The 16,613-nt window shown below is 35.0% G+C and carries 17 protein-coding genes, 2 pseudogenes and 1 other annotated feature; of the genes and pseudogenes, 13 read left to right on the forward strand and 6 right to left on the reverse strand.

All coding sequences use genetic code 11. The features are described 5' to 3' along the window. Window positions 1–39 precede the first annotated feature (39 nt). Window positions 40–543, forward strand: a complete 504-nt coding sequence (locus tag CW357_RS11065) for a DUF1648 domain-containing protein (RefSeq protein WP_164489588.1) — start codon at window positions 40–42, stop codon at window positions 541–543. A 51-nt stretch (window positions 544–594) separates the two neighbouring features. Here the strand turns inward: CW357_RS11065 and CW357_RS18275 are convergent, their stop codons facing one another. Continuing rightward, window positions 595–744 carry a hypothetical protein gene (locus CW357_RS18275; RefSeq protein WP_164489589.1) on the reverse strand — a complete coding sequence of 50 codons (150 nt, stop codon included), beginning with the start codon at window positions 742–744 and terminating at the stop codon, window positions 595–597. 8 nt (window positions 745–752) lie between these two features. Next, window positions 753–902: pseudogene (locus tag CW357_RS11070) on the reverse strand (sporulation protein); the annotation flags it as partial. 168 nt (window positions 903–1,070) lie between these two features. Here CW357_RS11070 and CW357_RS11075 point away from each other — a divergent pair. Then, entirely contained in the window at window positions 1,071–1,649 is a 579-nt protein-coding gene (locus CW357_RS11075) for a YitT family protein (protein ID WP_124218068.1), read from the forward strand. On the opposite strand, the gene CW357_RS11080 is transcribed toward CW357_RS11075, so the two are convergent. After that, a complete protein-coding gene (locus CW357_RS11080) occupies window positions 1,650–2,087 on the reverse strand; it encodes a Fur family transcriptional regulator (RefSeq protein WP_124218069.1) in 438 nt (145 codons plus the stop codon). It lies immediately after the preceding gene. A 616-nt stretch (window positions 2,088–2,703) separates the two neighbouring features. Here CW357_RS11080 and ssuE point away from each other — a divergent pair. The 11 genes and pseudogenes from ssuE to CW357_RS11135 all read left to right on the forward strand — a co-directional run bounded on the left by ssuE (window position 2,704) and on the right by CW357_RS11135 (window position 14,195). After that, on the forward strand, window positions 2,704–3,213 hold the full coding sequence (gene ssuE, locus CW357_RS11085; RefSeq protein WP_124218070.1) for an NADPH-dependent FMN reductase: 510 nt from the start codon (window positions 2,704–2,706) through the stop codon (window positions 3,211–3,213). A gap of 315 nt (window positions 3,214–3,528) precedes the next feature. Then, the gene (topB, locus tag CW357_RS11090; RefSeq protein WP_124218071.1) at window positions 3,529–5,652 is read left to right on the forward strand and encodes a type IA DNA topoisomerase; all 2,124 of its coding nucleotides are present in this window, start codon (window positions 3,529–3,531) and stop codon (window positions 5,650–5,652) included. 179 nt (window positions 5,653–5,831) lie between these two features. Next, the gene (gene cdaS, locus CW357_RS11095) at window positions 5,832–6,443 is read left to right on the forward strand and encodes a sporulation-specific diadenylate cyclase CdaS (RefSeq protein ID WP_124218072.1); all 612 of its coding nucleotides are present in this window, start codon (window positions 5,832–5,834) and stop codon (window positions 6,441–6,443) included. 518 nt (window positions 6,444–6,961) lie between these two features. Beyond that, window positions 6,962–7,141, forward strand: coding sequence for a hypothetical protein (locus tag CW357_RS11100; RefSeq protein WP_119414969.1), 180 nt, complete (start codon window positions 6,962–6,964; stop codon window positions 7,139–7,141). Between the two features lie 89 nt (window positions 7,142–7,230). After that, window positions 7,231–7,593, forward strand: a pseudogene (locus CW357_RS11105) (ABC transporter permease); the annotation flags it as partial. Window positions 7,594–7,650: 57 nt separating this feature from the next. Then, window positions 7,651–7,864 (forward strand) — a binding site (T-box leader). 40 nt (window positions 7,865–7,904) lie between these two features. Then, window positions 7,905–8,993, forward strand: coding sequence for a glutamate 5-kinase (gene proB / locus CW357_RS11110; RefSeq protein WP_124218073.1), 1,089 nt, complete (start codon window positions 7,905–7,907; stop codon window positions 8,991–8,993). A gap of 12 nt (window positions 8,994–9,005) precedes the next feature. Beyond that, entirely contained in the window at window positions 9,006–10,253 is a 1,248-nt protein-coding gene (locus CW357_RS11115) for a glutamate-5-semialdehyde dehydrogenase (protein ID WP_124218074.1), read from the forward strand. A gap of 94 nt (window positions 10,254–10,347) precedes the next feature. Next, complete coding sequence (locus CW357_RS11120; RefSeq protein ID WP_119414965.1) at window positions 10,348–10,794, forward strand: CoxG family protein; 447 nt, start codon at window positions 10,348–10,350, stop codon at window positions 10,792–10,794. Between the two features lie 541 nt (window positions 10,795–11,335). Next, window positions 11,336–11,860 (forward strand): tubby C-terminal domain-like protein, encoded by a 525-nt coding sequence (locus CW357_RS11125; protein WP_124218075.1) that lies wholly within the window; start codon window positions 11,336–11,338, stop codon window positions 11,858–11,860. A gap of 684 nt (window positions 11,861–12,544) precedes the next feature. After that, window positions 12,545–12,976 carry a helical membrane plugin domain-containing protein gene (locus tag CW357_RS11130; RefSeq protein ID WP_119414963.1) on the forward strand — a complete coding sequence of 144 codons (432 nt, stop codon included), beginning with the start codon at window positions 12,545–12,547 and terminating at the stop codon, window positions 12,974–12,976. 34 nt (window positions 12,977–13,010) lie between these two features. Then, window positions 13,011–14,195 carry an NAD(P)/FAD-dependent oxidoreductase gene (locus CW357_RS11135; RefSeq protein WP_119414962.1) on the forward strand — a complete coding sequence of 395 codons (1,185 nt, stop codon included), beginning with the start codon at window positions 13,011–13,013 and terminating at the stop codon, window positions 14,193–14,195. A gap of 175 nt (window positions 14,196–14,370) precedes the next feature. On the opposite strand, the gene CW357_RS11140 is transcribed toward CW357_RS11135, so the two are convergent. The 3 genes from CW357_RS11140 to CW357_RS11150 are packed head-to-tail and all read right to left on the reverse strand — an operon-like array spanning window position 14,371 to window position 16,530. After that, window positions 14,371–15,933, reverse strand: a complete 1,563-nt coding sequence (locus tag CW357_RS11140; protein WP_241155078.1) for an IS66 family transposase — start codon at window positions 15,931–15,933, stop codon at window positions 14,371–14,373. 53 nt (window positions 15,934–15,986) lie between these two features. Beyond that, a complete protein-coding gene (tnpB, locus tag CW357_RS11145; protein WP_124218077.1) occupies window positions 15,987–16,340 on the reverse strand; it encodes an IS66 family insertion sequence element accessory protein TnpB in 354 nt (117 codons plus the stop codon). Next, complete coding sequence (locus CW357_RS11150) at window positions 16,330–16,530, reverse strand: hypothetical protein (protein ID WP_124218078.1); 201 nt, start codon at window positions 16,528–16,530, stop codon at window positions 16,330–16,332. Before CW357_RS11150 ends, tnpB begins: the two co-directional genes overlap by 11 nt. Window positions 16,531–16,613: the final 83 nt, after the last annotated feature.

Here is a 16,613-nt window from a genome sequence, read left to right on the forward strand (position 1 = left end):
AGTGATTAAAATACGTTCTAAAAGCTGGAGGCTGATAAAGTGGAGAAGAACAAGTTGAAAATCAATAGTCCAAAAATTGGAATCTATTTTAATATCGTCGCTATTCTATCATTTATAATCGCTTTAAGCTTCATTTTGATCAATTGGTCAACGTTACCAGACAAAGTACCGAGTCACTATAATCTTGCAGGGGAGCCTGATAAATGGAGTGATAGATGGTTCGTATTTGTTCCGTTAATGATAGGGATTTTCTTATGGTTTAGTCTACAAATAGTTGAGACGAGACCGCATCTTCATAATTACTCCGGTCTAACTGAAAAGAATAGGGAAGTACTTTTCAAAAATTCGATGTTATTAATGAATTTCATCAAAAATGAAATGTTAATCTATTTTTCTTTCTCTGCTATAAATGATATTTATGTCGCAAAAGGTAAAGGAAGTATAGTAGGGCCTTGGGACTTACTTATTTTTAGTGTAATGATTATTGGAACAATTATTATCTTCGTCGTACGTTCAGTACGTTTGAAGAAAGAAGTGTCTTAACATAAAAGAGTTGACCTTTAAATTCGGTCAACTCTTTTTAAATAGGGGGAATCAAACATATTTAGTTATCAATTTTTGCAAAGTACCACGAAGAGTAGGTACATCTGATTTTCGAATGGTAAAACGTACAAATGATTCGTCCATCTCAAGTGCTTCGGATAGTAAACTACCTAACCCGCGTACTTTTCGATCAATTTGCATGATGCCCTCTCATCAATTTGTTGGTCTACATTTCCTCCACGAATTTGAACCTCACCATGAATAACCTCTCCACCTGTATAGTCGGCCTTCTCTAACTTTGTATCAACTGTTGCTGCACCAATACCTAAACTAGCTAATGCTTTATGTACCAAGGATATTTTAACTCCTCCTTCGTATGAATATACATAATTTACGAAAAATCCATAGAAAAGTTTCAGAATGGCATTGTTTTTTTAAATTATTTTATCTTCGCTTATCTCGGTATATCATTTTTGTTCAGAAATACTCATAGCATAGATACATGTTCAGTTCTCGAGGAGGCTACTATGTTTTTATTTAAGAAAGGATTAATGGTTATAATAGGGAGTATATTCCTATCTCTAGGTATAAATTTATTTTTGGCTCCAAATAGAATATTAGATGGTGGATTTATCGGTTTATCTTTAATCTTGAACTATTTATTTAACTTAAAAATAGGCTTAATGATTGTTATTCTGAGTTTACCGATGTTCATAGTGGCCTGGTTTAAAGAGAAAAAATATTTTTACAACAGCTTGCATGGGCTATTTATTTCATCCTTTTTCATCGATTATTTAAGGCCATTAAGATATCTATTACATTTGGACATACTGTACAGCTCCATTATTGGTGGTATATTTGTTGGTTTAGGTACTGGCTTAATGTTACGATTTGATATTAGTACATGCGGGACAGATCTATTAGCATTATTTTTAAGTAAACGATTTGGGATTAATGTTGGGATGATTATTTTATTGATAGATTCTTTTGTTATTTCATTAGGCGGATTACTAATATCAGGAGGTACTTTTTTATTTTCGATTTTTACCATTGCAGCTGGTGGGATTACAATTTCCCTTGTAAATAGACATGCAGCACATGCATAATTAGAAGCAATCTGCATGGCTGCATTGTTGACAAATTCCAAAAAGCATTAGTTCATGCGTATATACTTGATGCTTTGTAATTTGACTAGCAATACTTTCGATATCGATAAAGCTTGGGTAATTGAAATCTGTAGCTTTATGACAATGTGTACAGATGACATGATAATGCGATTGTAAATTTCCATCAAACCTTGTGAGATTAGGGGTGATGGATATTTTTCGTATTAATTGTTTTTCTACAAACAATTCCAGATTTTCATTAATTTCTTTCAATGTTAAAGACGGAAAGTAAGTCTGCAAAGCAATTAAAATATCATTCGCAGTAGGATGACTCGTATTATCTTGAAGAAAATTTAATATAGCTAACCGTTGTTCGGTAATTTTTAAATGTGACGCTTTTAAAATCTGTTCGACCTTACTTATTTTCGAAACGGACATTAAAATCCCCCCTAATTTTCTCTTCTTCAAAATCCATATTTCGTACTGTTTTTAACAGTATTAACAATATATTCGAGTTGGCTTCTAATTATTTCAGCGCATTGTTCTAATTCGTAAGAAGTTTATGCTAAACAATTTATCCATTAAAGATTAATTTACAGAAATTATAGAATATTTTTAAAAATAAAACCAATAATCCTTATAAAAATGGTTGACATTATAATTAACCTAAATTATTATAATAACAATAATTGAATATTAAAGCTCACAGCTCACTAGTCAACTAGAGGCTCCTTTATCTAATTTTGATAAAGGTGCCTTTTATTTTATGTTAGAGGATGTGAAAAGTGTGGCAAGAAAAATATTCGATTAGGAATTACAACGTCGAGGATTATTTAAAACCGAATATAAAGGCACGACATTACGTGAAAATCTTGGCTTGAAACGTCCAGTAAATCCATATACTCGACAAAAAATCACACAATAATTTTAATTTAATCCCTAGTTATTTTAGCGGAATTGTATGTGAAAGTGGTATATAGTGGAAATGTATAGTTTTGGATTTGAAATGTATAGCAATTTACGGGAGAACAGAAACATAGAGGAGGATTTTATCATGACAAAAACGGTTATTATTAATGGAGCGAATGCGCGTACATCACGTGTAAATGCGATTCAACATTACATTCAAGATAGTTTGGAAGAAGTAGAAGCGATTGAGGTGTTTGCATTACCAGCAGAAGATTTAATCTCTGCAAATTTTGCAAGCGAAGCAATTAGAGAAGCAAATGCCAAAGTGGACCAGGCAGATGTAGTTGTCGTATTAACACCCGTCTATAAAGCAGCCTATTCAGGAATTATAAAAACATATTTAGACCTTATTCCGCAAAAAGGATTTGAAGATAAACATATCATCCCCATCGCGGTAGGCGGCACACCACATCATTTATTAGCCATTGATTATGCATTGAAGCCAGTATTAACAGCACTAGGCGCTACAAGTATTTCACATGGTGTCTTTATTATAGATAAGCAAATCGAGCGAACAAAGCAAGGCTTTACAATTGAAGAAGATATTCAAACAAGAATTGAACAACAACTAATACGAAATAAAGTAACAGTTTAACAATCATGTTTTTACTATAGAAGCTCCGTCTCCTTATATAGGGAGGTGGAGTTTTTATTATTTATTGGTCCCAAGAGTCGAGTAATTCATAATTCCTTGCAAAAGGTACAGCATCCTAGTTAAAATGAAATAATCTAGTAGAACAAAAAATTATAAATAAGAGCATGTTTTGATTTTTTTCAAAGCATGCTCTTAGATTTGTCCTTATGTTAAACGTTAAAAGTAATTATAATAGTAATATAATATGAATTGACTTTTTTAACAGCATAAAAGAATACGATCCATTAATATAAGGAACAAAGGAGTGACTCTAATTTGACTAAGATATGTATACTTGCCGAAAAGCCATCTCAGGCAAAGGCATATGCGGACGCATTTAAAGTAGCGAAGAAAACAAAAAACTACATAGAATTACAACCATCAGCTATATTTCCTCAAGGTGCAACGATTACTTGGGGGATTGGTCATTTAGTTGAATTAAAACAACCTGCGGATTATAAACCGGAATGGAAAAGATGGTCACTTAACCAATTACCGATGATTCCTGAAAAATACGAATTTCGTGTAGCAAAAGGGAAATGGGACCAATTTCAAGAAGTGAAAAGACTATTTAAAGAAGCCGACTTACTTATAAACGCATGCGATGTCGATCGTGAAGGTTCGAATATCTTTTATTCCATTTTACGTCAGACAGGTGTACGTAATAAACCAATCCAACGATTATGGATTAACTCTTTAGAAATAGAAGAAATTCGAAAAGGCTTTACCAATTTAAGAGATAATCAGAAGGACTTGTTACTATATCGAGAAGCGCAAACAAGACAAATCAGTGACTGGTTGGTAGGGATGAATGCAAGTCGTCTCTATACCATGTTACTGAAAGCAAAAGGTTTAAATGAAACAATGTCTATCGGAAGAGTACAATCTCCCACAGTATATATGATTTATAAACGACATATGGAAATTGAAAACTTTAAGCCAACGAATTTCTATGAGTTAACAGGCGATTTTTTAGCTGAAAAAGGACCTTATAAAGGGAAAGCTTCTGTGAAAAAAGATAAAAGAGAGGAAGCAGAAGCAATTCTAATGCAGGCTGGCATCGAAGAAGATGAGCCTCTACCTGGAACGATCAAAGATGTAAAAAAAGCTCGCAAAGCTATTAAACCACCAAAACTACATTCGCTATCAACGTTACAAGCAAAGGCTAATAAGATTTGGAAATACAGTCCAGCGAAGGTATTAGAGATTGTACAATCATTGTATGAAAAGAAATTAGTATCTTATCCTCGTTCTGATTGTCAATTTATCACCGATGCTGAATTTGGCTATTTAGTCGAACGAATTCCTGCCTATCAAAAAATAATTGGACAACCATTTGAGGTAGCAAATGCTCGACCACAAAAACGATATGTAGATTCATCAAAAGTAGAAGAGCACTATGCTATCATCCCAACAAAAACGATTCCGTCTGAGCAAAAAATAGCGGGATTACCACCAATGGAGCGGAACATCTATATCGAGATTGTCCGAAATACAATGGCTATGTTCCATCGAGATTATTTATATGAAGAAACAACGATTTTGACAGATGTTAAAAGTATTGAGTTTAAAACGACCGGTAAAGTGGAATTAGATAAAGGGTTCCAAGGTCTTTGGCCGGTTGCTACAAAAAAGAAAGAAGAACCTTTGTTACCGCTAGTTCAAATTCAAGATATTGTCGAATCTCATATTCATATTCATGAAGGAACTACACAACCTCCGAAACCTTATACCGAAGGGCAACTCGTGCAAATGATGAAAACATGCGGAAAACTCATCGAGGACGAGGGAGAAAGCGATATTTTAAAAGAAGTAGAAGGTCTTGGAACAGAAGCAACTCGATCTGGCATTATCGAAACGATTAAAAGACATGGCTATATCGAAGTCGTAAAAAATATCGTCAACATTACTGATAAAGGAAGAGTGCTCTGTGAAACGATTGAAGGTTCACTACTATCAAGCCCTTCAATGACAGCAAAATGGGAAACATATTTACGTAAAATCGGCAATGGCAATGGCTCTCAAGAAGCATTTTTAGGCAGCGTTTCGAAATTTCTACATCATTTAATCCAAGTTACACCAGAAAAAGTTGCAGGAACAAACATTCAAGCTGCAATCGAATCTGCACCATCTAACGAACCGATTGTTGAATGTCCGATTTGCCACCAAGGCAAAATAGTTGCAAGAAAATCCTTCTACGGTTGCTCAAATTACCGAGCTGGTTGTAAATTTACTGTATCAAAAACAATCGCAAGTAAAAAACTATCGCCAAATCAGGTAAAAGATCTTTGTCAAAATGGCGTGACAAAAGAGATGAAAGGATTTAAATCTAAAAAAGGCACAAGCTTTTCCGCAAAACTAAAATTAGACCAGGGGAAAGTGGTTTTTGATTTTAATTAGGACATGAAAATGTGGAACTAAGCTATAGGAATAATAATCTCTATTCAAGCCAAACTTTTAGTAATGGACGATTTGCTGAAAGTAGTGTATTGAATCAGAATTATTATTCCTTTTATTTTGCCGTACTATTCTACGTAGATAATAAAGCAGTTGAAAAAAGTTGAGGGAGATGTTTGCTCATGAATAATTGTAATTGCGATTTTACGCCGATGGAGAAATTATTGAGAGACGATATTCAACAAGTCATTGCGGTACTACAGAATAGTTTGAAAGAAATGGACAATGGAGATGAATTTTGTCTTCTCGGAAATTTTGAAAGTGTAAAAGATAAATTTAGTGAGATTGAAGTGAAAGCAGGTACCTTCTATTTAAACTGCTATTTAGCACCATTTACAGAAAAATATACTGAAATATCTATATGTGCACAAAATTTATCGAAAAAAAGACAAGGTGGATTAATCGTTATCCAACGGGAAGACTCACTCTCATCACTTATACAACCGGGCATTTCAATAAACGCGGAACTAACACATTCCTTGTTGGAATCAATCTTTTATCCAGGAAACCCTTTACATGATGGTGCTGTATTAGTGAAACAAAATATAATAAAATCAGCAGCAAATGTACTTCCACTTACAAACCTATTTGTAGGTGATCAAAAACTAGGAACACGACATCGTGCAGCTATTGGTTTATCGGAAAAAAGTGATGCAATGGTCATCGTTATTTCTGAAGAAACTGGTAAGGTTTCTTTTGCATTGAAAGGTGAACTTTATCCGATTTCAATCTGATGGAGAAGCAGGTCTTTATTGATTTGCATCTCCAAGCAGAATGTACATCACTCAGGCCAAGATTCGCATCACTCAGAAAAAAATTTCAACTCAACTAAAATAAGCATGAGCTAAGGAAACTATGTATACTCAATCATCTTACTAGACAAAACCCTTAGAATATGCGATAATAATACATATGCTGATTAGCTAGTTTAGAAGGTATTGGCATTCTACTATTTGTTTTTAATCATACTTATTCACACTGGCGTGACTTTGGGGTCACAAGGACGTAAAAGAAGGTAGGGTTTACGTTGCTTAAGTTAGAAAGCTTTCCAGTGGAATTTTACCGCGGCAAGAAAGAAATTTTCTCGTAATATTCCCCGGATGATCGGGTTGAAATTAGATTTGATAAATTAGCTAACAATAATCCAAGGGGTAAGTTCTTTATAGAACTTACCCCTTGTCCAATTTTCTAATGATTTCCTCTAAGTATAGAAAAGAAAATAGAAGGCATTCTATATTTGGAGGTGAGCATTATGGCTAAGAAAAACAAAAAGAAAAATAAAGTAAACCGTGAAGAATATGGTGCTGGTTACGACCTGAGTCCAGATGATTTAGATGTAATTGGGCAGAATGATCAAGCTAAAGCAAAAAATGATAACGAAAATAAAGGCAAGCCAACTAATAAAGAAAACCCGTCAAAACTCAATCAATAAAACTACTAAGTCTTTAAGGGTATTTATTCATAAGAATTAAAAAGGACTATCCCTCTAGTGGATTGTCCTTTTTTTATTCGAAAAAGCCTTTAGTAGGTTCTATCTGGCATGTACTGTTGATCAACCTATGTGTAGCTTTAGTAGCACTGTCACTTGGGATTTTACTTTCTAGTTTTGCATCCTCTGAATTTCAAATGGTCCAATTTATACCATTAGTAATTGTGCCACAAATCTTTTTTACAGGATTATTTCCAATGGATGGAATGGCTGATTGGTTGATCAATATTGGACGAATCATGCCATTGTATTATGCTTCGGATGCAATTACTGGAGTCATGTATTAAGGATATGGTCTACAAGATACTTGGATTGATTTGTCTGTGTTAATAGCTTTTGCATTTATATTTATTCTGTTAAACATTTGGTCATTGAAAAAATATCGAACACTTTAAGAAAATTAGTTAAATTTATTGACTTTCAAGATAATCTGATGCATCCTTATATGTAAATATAAAGCGAATTGAAGACTAGTATGTATGTCACTTTTGTAATAGAGAGCAGTGTTCACCGGCTGAAAGACATTGTAACAAAACCATACAGAACCTACTTCATAGCTCCTAGCAAAACTAGGCGCAGTCTCAAGCGTTATGAGGAATGAGTGGAATATCGATTTAGATATTCAACTAAGGTGGTACCACGAAGAGTTCCCTTTTCGTCCTTATTTTAAGGATGGAAAGGGTTTTTTTATTAGGAGGATTATACGATGGAAAAGAAACGAATCGTCGTAAAAATAGGAAGTAGCTCTCTGACAAATGCAAAAGGAGAGATTGATCAAGTAAAATTTCATGATCATATAAAAGCCATTGCAAAATTGAAAAAAGCAGGACACGAAGTCATCCTTGTTTCTTCAGGGGCAGTTGCTTGCGGATTTCGAAAACTAGGTTATTCTTCAAGACCCGTTACACTTAAAGGTAAGCAAGCTGCAGCAGCTGTTGGACAAAGTCTGCTTGTCCAATCTTATACTGAACAATTGAGTGATTATAACATTGTCACTGCTCAAATTTTATTGACAAGAACAGACTTTTCGAAAAAAGATCGTTACAAAAACGCATATGCAACACTTTCAGAATTGCTTGAACGTTCTGTATTACCGATTATCAACGAAAATGACACAGTCTCTATTAAAGAATTAACATTTGGTGACAATGACATGTTATCAGCTTTAGTAAGTGGGTTAGTACATGCAGATCAATTAATCATCTTAACGGATATTAACGGACTTTATAATGCCAACCCTAAAAAAAATCCAGATGCAATTCGTATTAATCGATTAACCGAAATTACAGATGAACAGTTAGGTTTTGCGACTGCTGAGGGTTCAAAAGTTGGTACAGGTGGCATGCAATCGAAAATATTAGCGGCCAAAACAGCATATGATTTAGGCGTTAAAGTTTTTATAGGTAAAGGTACAGGGGAAGATAAACTATTGGCCATTTTAAATGGCGATGGAGATGGCACATATATAGAAAAAGAAGAATTGCCTATTCTCAATAGTCAAAAACAATGGATTTCTAAATTTTCTGCAGTTGCTGGAAGAATTACGATTGATCAAGGCGCTGAAATAGCATTATTACAACATGGAAAAAGTCTGTTACCAGCAGGTGTTATTGATATGGATGGCGAATTTTCTACAGGGGATGTTGTTGAAGTCTATGGAATCAGTGGGTTACTCGGAAGAGGCGAAGTCCTATATTCCTCAGAACAACTAGAACATTCGATGGGGAAAAAGACTAGTGAAATAGATGGACCATCAATCGAAGTCATACATCGAGATCGATGGGTACGAAGTTAAGGAGGAATCTACATGTCAGAAGTCTTTGAAAAAGGTCAGTTAGCAAAACAAGCAAGTTTTGAAATGAACCAAAAGTCAACAGAAGAAAAAAACCAAGCACTACAGGTAATCGCAAAACAACTACAAAAAGATCAACAATTTATCATAAAAGAGAACGAGAAAGACATAGTATTCGGAAGGGGAAAAGGTCTTTCAAATTCTGTTTTAGATCGTATTTTATTGACAGAAGATCGTATCAAAGGAATGATTGACGGTATCCAATTAGTCGTTGGATTAGCTGATCCTGTTGGTGAAGTGTTGGAAGAAATCGAAAAAGAAAATGGTTTACATATCGAAAAAAGACGCGTTCCCCTTGGTGTCATCGGCATGATTTATGAAGCTCGACCTAACGTAACTATTGATGCAGCAACTTTAGCATTAAAAACAGGAAATGCGGTGATTTTACGCGGAAGCTCATCTGCCATTCATTCTAATCGTGCATTGATAGCCTCTATCCATAAAGCGTTAAGTAAATCTAATTTACCGATCAATGCAGTTCAATTAATCGAAAATACGAGTCATGAAGCGGCAGAGGAACTTTTCCGTTTAAAACAATATATCGATGTACTAATCCCTCGAGGAGGAAAGAATTTAATCGATCTAGTAGTTTCAAGAGCTACCGTACCTGTCCTTGAAACAGGAGCAGGGAACTGTCACATCTTTATCGATGAAACAGCAGACCTTCAAATGGTTAAAGACATTGTCATCAATGCAAAAACACAAAGACCTTCCGTTTGTAACGCAGCTGAAAGCCTATTAATCCATAAAAACTGGTTTGCCCAAAATGGAGAAGAGCTAATAGATACTTTACTAAATGCCGAAATTACCATTTACGGTGATGAAACCATTCAACAAGTAAATCGTTCTATTAAACAAGCAACAGAAAGTGATTGGGGAACAGAATATCTAGCATTAGCACTTAGTGCGAAAATAGTACAGAATGTTGACGAAGCTATTAATCATATCAATAAATACGGAACGAAACATTCAGAAGCCATCATTACGGAGAATAACGACAATGCTGGTAAGTTCCAAACGGCAGTAGATGCAGCAGCTGTCTATCATAATGCATCCACTCGTTTTACAGATGGTTTTGAATTTGGTTATGGGGCTGAAATAGGTATTAGTACTCAAAAGCTCCATGCTAGAGGCCCAATGGGATTGCCAGCACTAACTTCTAGTAAGTATTTTATCTCAGGTAATGGGCAAATTCGCAATTAATTTAAGTATTTAGTCTGTTTATTAATACTATTTAAAAATAGTATGATAGTATAATGGATAGAACATCAATCTAAAGAGAAAGTAGTGAATAATAATGGCAACTGCATCACATTCGGTAGAAGTGAAAGTACCACAAAAAGAAGTATGGGATTTCGTAAGTAACATGGAAAAATGGGCGACTTTAGTACCTGGTTATCGCGAACATCAAATTATCAATGATCAACAATCTACATGGACATTTTCAGGAAATGTTGGTGTACTTAAAAAAGAAGTTAAAGTACAAATTGATATTACAGGCTGGGAAGAACCAAACAAAATCAGCTTTAATTTAACAGGTCTAACTGACAAATTTTCAGGAAATGGCTATTTTGAAGATAAAGCAATCGATGAAAATAAAACGGAAATGACAGGTCATTTAGAAGTGAAAGCAGGAGGACTTGCTGGCCCAGTTCTAAATCCTATTTTTTCTGCCGTTCTTCCAAAAGCAACAAGCATTCTTACAAATCGTGTTGCCAACAAAATTCAACTAGTTCACGCTTAAGCGAGATTATATAAGAGGATAGGACAAAATAATTTAGACCTTACTAGATAAGAACAATTGTATTTAATAAAATTGATTTTATTTAGAGTCTCTCTTTGAAAGAATAAGATTTTGCATTGACGATTATCATATAGAATAGTATGTGTGAAGTGGAGGATGGCGATCCTCGAAAATGTTTTCACATTTTCTTCGTGCGGTGTAATTTCGAGGAAGCCAATTCAATGTCCTGCGACGAAGCTAGCGAAGCGATGCAGGAGCACACGGTTTTTGACGAGGAGATTGAAGCCAAGCCCGCGGAAAGCGCCGTCCGGAACGGAACACAAAACTAAATATTACAACGGTATATTAATTAAAAGTTAAACCCCTTAAAAAGAAAATCCGAACAAATGTGAAACTGTAAATAGAATTTCACATTTTGATTCGGATTTTTTATTATCTAAAATTTTTTGTTCTATATTCTTTTGTTGTTAAAAAAATGGACTTGTCCTTCTATAATGTATATAGTTTTTAATAGAAAAGATTTCAGTGATAGGAGTTCCTTATGAAACGCTATTTATATACACATCCAAATACGATCAACGATACGCAAGCATTCACAGTTCGTAATGAGCAAGAACAAGCACTTTTTACTTGTCAAAGAGATTATGGTAATCGTGTGAAACAAGCATTAGATCGTCTTTTAGAAAATAAATACTTCTTGACTTATAAAGCATACGACAAGGATCAACAGCCTCTTTTTACATGTAAAAAGATTTCTAGGAAGGGCAAGATCCACTTCGAAGCTATAGATGAAAAAACGAAAGAAAAATATACAATTGGATATGATGGGTGGCAACGTTTAATACCTGATTTAGTGATTACTAACAATGACTTTGTGATGAAAATACATAAAGAAATGGAAGATTGGTCCACTTTTGAAGAAGATGACAGAGTGATTGCAAAATGGAAAGCATCTTTAGTAGATGACGTTTTTCAAATGGAACTTAAAATTAGTGAAGAAGCGAGAATCCAAAATCCAGCCTTTTATACTGTTATTTCTCAATGCGTTTTATACATTGGTGGATAAAATATTTCGAATAATCCATTTTAAAGAATAGAGAATCGTGAAAAAGACAACACTATATTTGTTAGATATTCTAGTGATAATTATGCTAAAATAATTCGATTTGCATCCTTTAAATGAATTATAACAATAGAGAATCAGAAATATTAGGTGTGCAAATGATATGCTCAGTGAATCGGTGAAACTAGTATTTACAGGCTTTCGGTGATTGAAGAATTACTTCAGAATCTTTAAGTCTAGTAAATCATTTTCCACATAAATACTATTAAATAATTTATTTTTTTGATATGATATTTATTGAAAATTTATAGTTTATTTTAATGTGATCACTGACGGAATCGAACAAATATTCGAATGACTATGTTTGAAAACTAATCTATTCAGATGTTTGTGTATTTTTTCACAAGAAACAATGGATTCTCTCAAAAGAAAGGTGTATTATTCATTTGTAGACTATAAAAGTGTTTTTAACCCACTGATTATAGGATAGAAGTAAAAGTTTTATCGTCGAAGGGGCAATAGTTTTGTCGAAAAACACTATAAAAAAGTGCAATATCGAATAAATTTAGTCTAACAAGATTAAAATTTCAAACTATTGTATTTCTGATGACGGTTAAAGATCGCTTCTTGTGATTATGTGTATTTGAAAAGAAGTAAGTAAAAAGTTATTGCAAAGGAGAATTGGATATGTCAGAAGTGACTAATCAATTACAAGCTGAAAAACCAGCTGTAAGCCAAGAAAAACTTGATGTATTGGATCAATTATTAAAACCTGAGGTACAAGAATCTATTACAGCTCTAGTTAACGAACTACCTAAGTTAACTGAAATGATGACAACTTTAACTAAAATTTATGATTTAGCACAATCATTATCAACTGATGAAGTGTTAAAAAATGATATCGTCGGTGCTGTAGGAGAAATTGCAACTCCAGTTGTAAATTCAGCTAAAAACTTAGCTGCTACTGCAATTGAAGCAAAAGATCGCGCTGAAGAAAGTACTGAAACAATTGGTCTGTTTGGTATGCTTCGATTACTAAAAGAACCACAAGTACAACAATTATTCCGTTTTGCGAATGCTTTTCTTCAAGTGAACGAAGAACATAAAAATTTAAAATAGTCATTACATCATTACTGATTATGGAGGCTTAACTATGTCAAAAAAAATCATCATTTTAGGCGCTGGTTACGGTGGTGTATTAACTGCTTTAACTTTCCGCAAGTATGCAACAAAAGAAGATGCAGAAGTTACTGTTGTCAACCAATTCCCAACTCACCAAATTATTACTGAGTTACACCGTTTAGCTGGTGGAACTATTAAAGAACAAGCTGTAGCATTCCCTCTAGAAAAAATCTTCAAAGGGAAAGAAATTGATCTTAAAATTGCAAAAGTTACAGAAATCTCACCAGATAACAAATTTGTTAAATTAGATGATGGATCATCTCTATCTTATGATGTCCTTGTAGTAGCTCTAGGAAGCCAAACTGGATACTTTGGTATCCCAGGACTAGAAGAAAACAGTATGGTACTTAAATCTGTTAACGATGCTAATCATATCAATGCACATATTGAGTCAAAAATTAAAGCATATGCTGAAACAAAAGACCCTGTAGACGGTACAATTGTAATCGGCGGTGGCGGTTTAACAGGTATTGAACTTGTTGGTGAAATCATCGACAACATGCCAAAAGTTGCAGCAAAATACGGTGTAGATTTCAACGAATTTAACGTTAAATTAGTAGAAGCTGGTCCAAAAATTCTACCAGTTCTACCAGATACACTTATCGAACGTGCAACTGAATCACTTTCAAAACGTGGTGTAGAATTCTTAACAGGTCTACCTGTAACAGCTGTAGATGGTAACAAAATCTCTCTTAAAGACGGCCAAGTAATCGAAGCAAATACATTTGTTTGGACTGGTGGCGTCGCTGCACTTCCTGTAGTTGCTGAATCTGGTTTAGAAGTAAACCGTGGTAAAGCTACGATCAACGAATACTTACAATCCACATCTCACGCTGACGTATTTGTAGTTGGGGATTCTTCAGTATTAATTCCTGAAGAAGGTGCTCGTCCATTATATGCACCAACAGCTCAAGTTGCATGGCAAATGGGTGAAACTGCAGGTTATAACCTATTCGCTCAACTTAAAGGCCAACCTATGAAAGTATTTAGTGCAGTAAACTCTGGTACTCTAGCTTCACTAGGACGTAAAGACGGTGTTGCAACAGTAGGTGCAAATAACACTGAACTTAAAGGTTTACCAGCATCATTGATGAAAGAAGCAAGTAACATCCGTTACTTATCACACATCAAAGCATTATACGGTTTAGCATACTAAGCCGCAACATATCAAAAACCGATTTCCATTAGGAAATCGGTTTTTTTTAGATTTAATCCATCATTCTCTAACTAATTTGTCGTTGAATAGTAAGCCCGAAATATAAAAAATAAGCGCACCTTTTCGGTACGCACGACGAATAGCCAACTATCTGAAATTTTTTTCGGATAGTTGGCTATTTTGCACATGTCGCTTGGATGTTTTTTGACCAAGGCATATAATCATTTAAAAGTTCTGGCTGCTGATAGATTGGTAAATTGGGTAGCTCGCTTAACAGCTTCACGAGGTACTGATAGAAATCAATACCGTTTATTTTGGCTGTTTCCGCTAAACTCAAACAGATGGCATTTGCTTTGGCGCCAGCTTCACTTACAGAGAAAAGCCAGTTTTTTCGACCTATCACATTTGGACGAATGGCGTTTTCCGCTGGATTATTATCGATTTCAATCCGTCCGTCCAATAGAAATGCCTTCAAACCATGGACACGATTCAATGTATATTCGGCTGCCTTTGCGAGCGCATTTTTCCCGAAGAAAGGTGATTCATCTACCCATTTCAAAAATTTCTCCACAATCGGCTTCGACTGTTTTTGACGTGCTTTTCGACGCTTTCCGGGTGAAAGATGCTTGAACTGGCGTTCTAAACGATACAACTGATCGCAATAATCAACACCCACTTGGCCATTTTTACTATCGGCTTTCATCCAATAACGTCGCACATGTGCCCAACAGTTAGCGAATGTGACGTCAGGTAGATTCCCATATGCAGAATAGCCATCACAAATAATGGTTCCTTTAAAGCCATTTGTAAAGTCCTCTAATACAGAACGACCTCTTGATAGAGCACTTTGGAAAAGGACAATGATGGGTCCTTGACTAGATACACTACGGAACACCCAATTGTAGGCATTCGATTGCCCAGATTTTCCGTCTGATCGATTAATAATTTGCGCATAGGTTTCATCCACATGCAGAACTGATTTGGCCATTAAAGCTTTTTTCATCTGTTCATAAACAGGGAAGAGCCAATCTTTAGCTGCACGAATAACCCAGTTCGATAAGTTCTTATCATTTGTTAGAAGACCATATCGTTCCCACTCTTTCACCTGACGGTAAAGAGGTAAGTACTGAATAAACTTATCGTAGATAAGTTTTGCGAGAACAGTTGGTCCAGCAATACTTCGTTGAATGGCAGCTTGTGGTGCTTTTCCACGTTTGATTTGTGCCTTTTGCTTAGCGTCCTTTTTACAGTGTTTACACTCATAAGCATGCTCAATATGTTGGATGCACATCATTTTTGCCGGAATGAATTTCGCTTCTTCACGCGCAACGGTACTTCCGATTTCCTCCATTTGTGCTTGACAACAGTCGCATTGCGTGTTTTCGGGATGATGGTGAATTTCTTCAATTTCAATCCCCTCACGTAAAGAATCATTCCGTTTTTTCTTATTTAGTTTACGGACAACTGTATAAGTAATCGTTGCCGTGCTTTGTTCTTCTGTGTGCTCAGAATCGTTAAAAGACGGATCATCTTCAAATAAAGAACATTGGCCATCTGGCGCTTGATACTTTGTTTTTTCCGATTTTGAGCCGTATAAAGCCTTTGTTAATTGGCGAACTTGTTCGGTTAACACCTCAATTTGTTTGGTCAAACTTTTGTTTTGTTCTTTCGTATAGGTTAGTTGTTCTTGAAGTAATAGAATTATTTTTTCATTCGAAGTGTTTTCCAAATCATTCACCACTTTTCGTTCAATATAAGTTATGAATGATTATACCATCTTGATAAATGAATTTAAAAGATACTTTTTACAGATTTCGCAATGGCCTTTGGCTGTTGAATGGATAATCCTTCTAATAACCAGCGAAGTTCCTGTTGTGATAGATTACGTACTTCTTTTTCATTTTTAGGCCATTGCAGTTTTCCATTATCTAAGCGTTTATAAAGCATGGCGAAGCCATCACCGTCAAAGTATAAACATTTGTAGCGATCTTTACTCCAACCAGAAAATAAAAAGATAGAATCACTATATGGATCCAATTCAAAAGAATCTTGAATGAGCGTAGCCAAACCATCAATACCTTTACGCATATCAGTTTTGCCGCAAATAATATAGATGTTTTGCACGCTCGTAAAATCATGCTTCATGTTTATTCAACTCCTTCATAACGGTTTGAATGATGCGCTCATCTACGCCATTAAAGAAGGAGATTTCAGCCATAGTTGTTTTGATCACACAGTCTGGACTTACAGGATATATCGGAGATTCAACAGGAGTATTTTCTTCAATGATTGGATCTAGTTTGACGGGAACAATCGTTAATTTGTTTGTTGGCATAAGTAAGCACCTCCTTAAATTAATACCTTTATAGTACCGGAGGTGCTGCTTTATTTATATGCGTTGTTTGAATACGGGTTTAC

Origin of the sequence: Rummeliibacillus sp. TYF005 (assembly GCF_003844195.1) — a bacterium.
Lineage (GTDB): Bacteria > Bacillota > Bacilli > Bacillales_A > Planococcaceae > Rummeliibacillus.

Coding starts and splice junctions, on each gene's coding strand:
- CW357_RS18275 (WP_164489589.1), bottom strand. CDS start 744: ATGCAAATTGATCGAAAAGTACGCGGGTTAGGTAGTTTACTATCCGAA.
- CW357_RS11075 (WP_124218068.1), top strand. CDS start 1,071: ATGTTTTTATTTAAGAAAGGATTAATGGTTATAATAGGGAGTATATTC.
- CW357_RS11080 (WP_124218069.1), bottom strand. CDS start 2,087: ATGTCCGTTTCGAAAATAAGTAAGGTCGAACAGATTTTAAAAGCGTCA.
- ssuE (WP_124218070.1), top strand. CDS start 2,704: ATGACAAAAACGGTTATTATTAATGGAGCGAATGCGCGTACATCACGT.
- cdaS (WP_124218072.1), top strand. CDS start 5,832: ATGAATAATTGTAATTGCGATTTTACGCCGATGGAGAAATTATTGAGA.
- CW357_RS11100 (WP_119414969.1), top strand. CDS start 6,962: ATGGCTAAGAAAAACAAAAAGAAAAATAAAGTAAACCGTGAAGAATAT.
- proB (WP_124218073.1), top strand. CDS start 7,905: ATGGAAAAGAAACGAATCGTCGTAAAAATAGGAAGTAGCTCTCTGACA.
- CW357_RS11115 (WP_124218074.1), top strand. CDS start 9,006: ATGTCAGAAGTCTTTGAAAAAGGTCAGTTAGCAAAACAAGCAAGTTTT.
- CW357_RS11120 (WP_119414965.1), top strand. CDS start 10,348: ATGGCAACTGCATCACATTCGGTAGAAGTGAAAGTACCACAAAAAGAA.
- CW357_RS11125 (WP_124218075.1), top strand. CDS start 11,336: ATGAAACGCTATTTATATACACATCCAAATACGATCAACGATACGCAA.
- CW357_RS11130 (WP_119414963.1), top strand. CDS start 12,545: ATGTCAGAAGTGACTAATCAATTACAAGCTGAAAAACCAGCTGTAAGC.
- CW357_RS11135 (WP_119414962.1), top strand. CDS start 13,011: ATGTCAAAAAAAATCATCATTTTAGGCGCTGGTTACGGTGGTGTATTA.
- tnpB (WP_124218077.1), bottom strand. CDS start 16,340: ATGAAGCATGATTTTACGAGCGTGCAAAACATCTATATTATTTGCGGC.
- CW357_RS11150 (WP_124218078.1), bottom strand. CDS start 16,530: ATGCCAACAAACAAATTAACGATTGTTCCCGTCAAACTAGATCCAATC.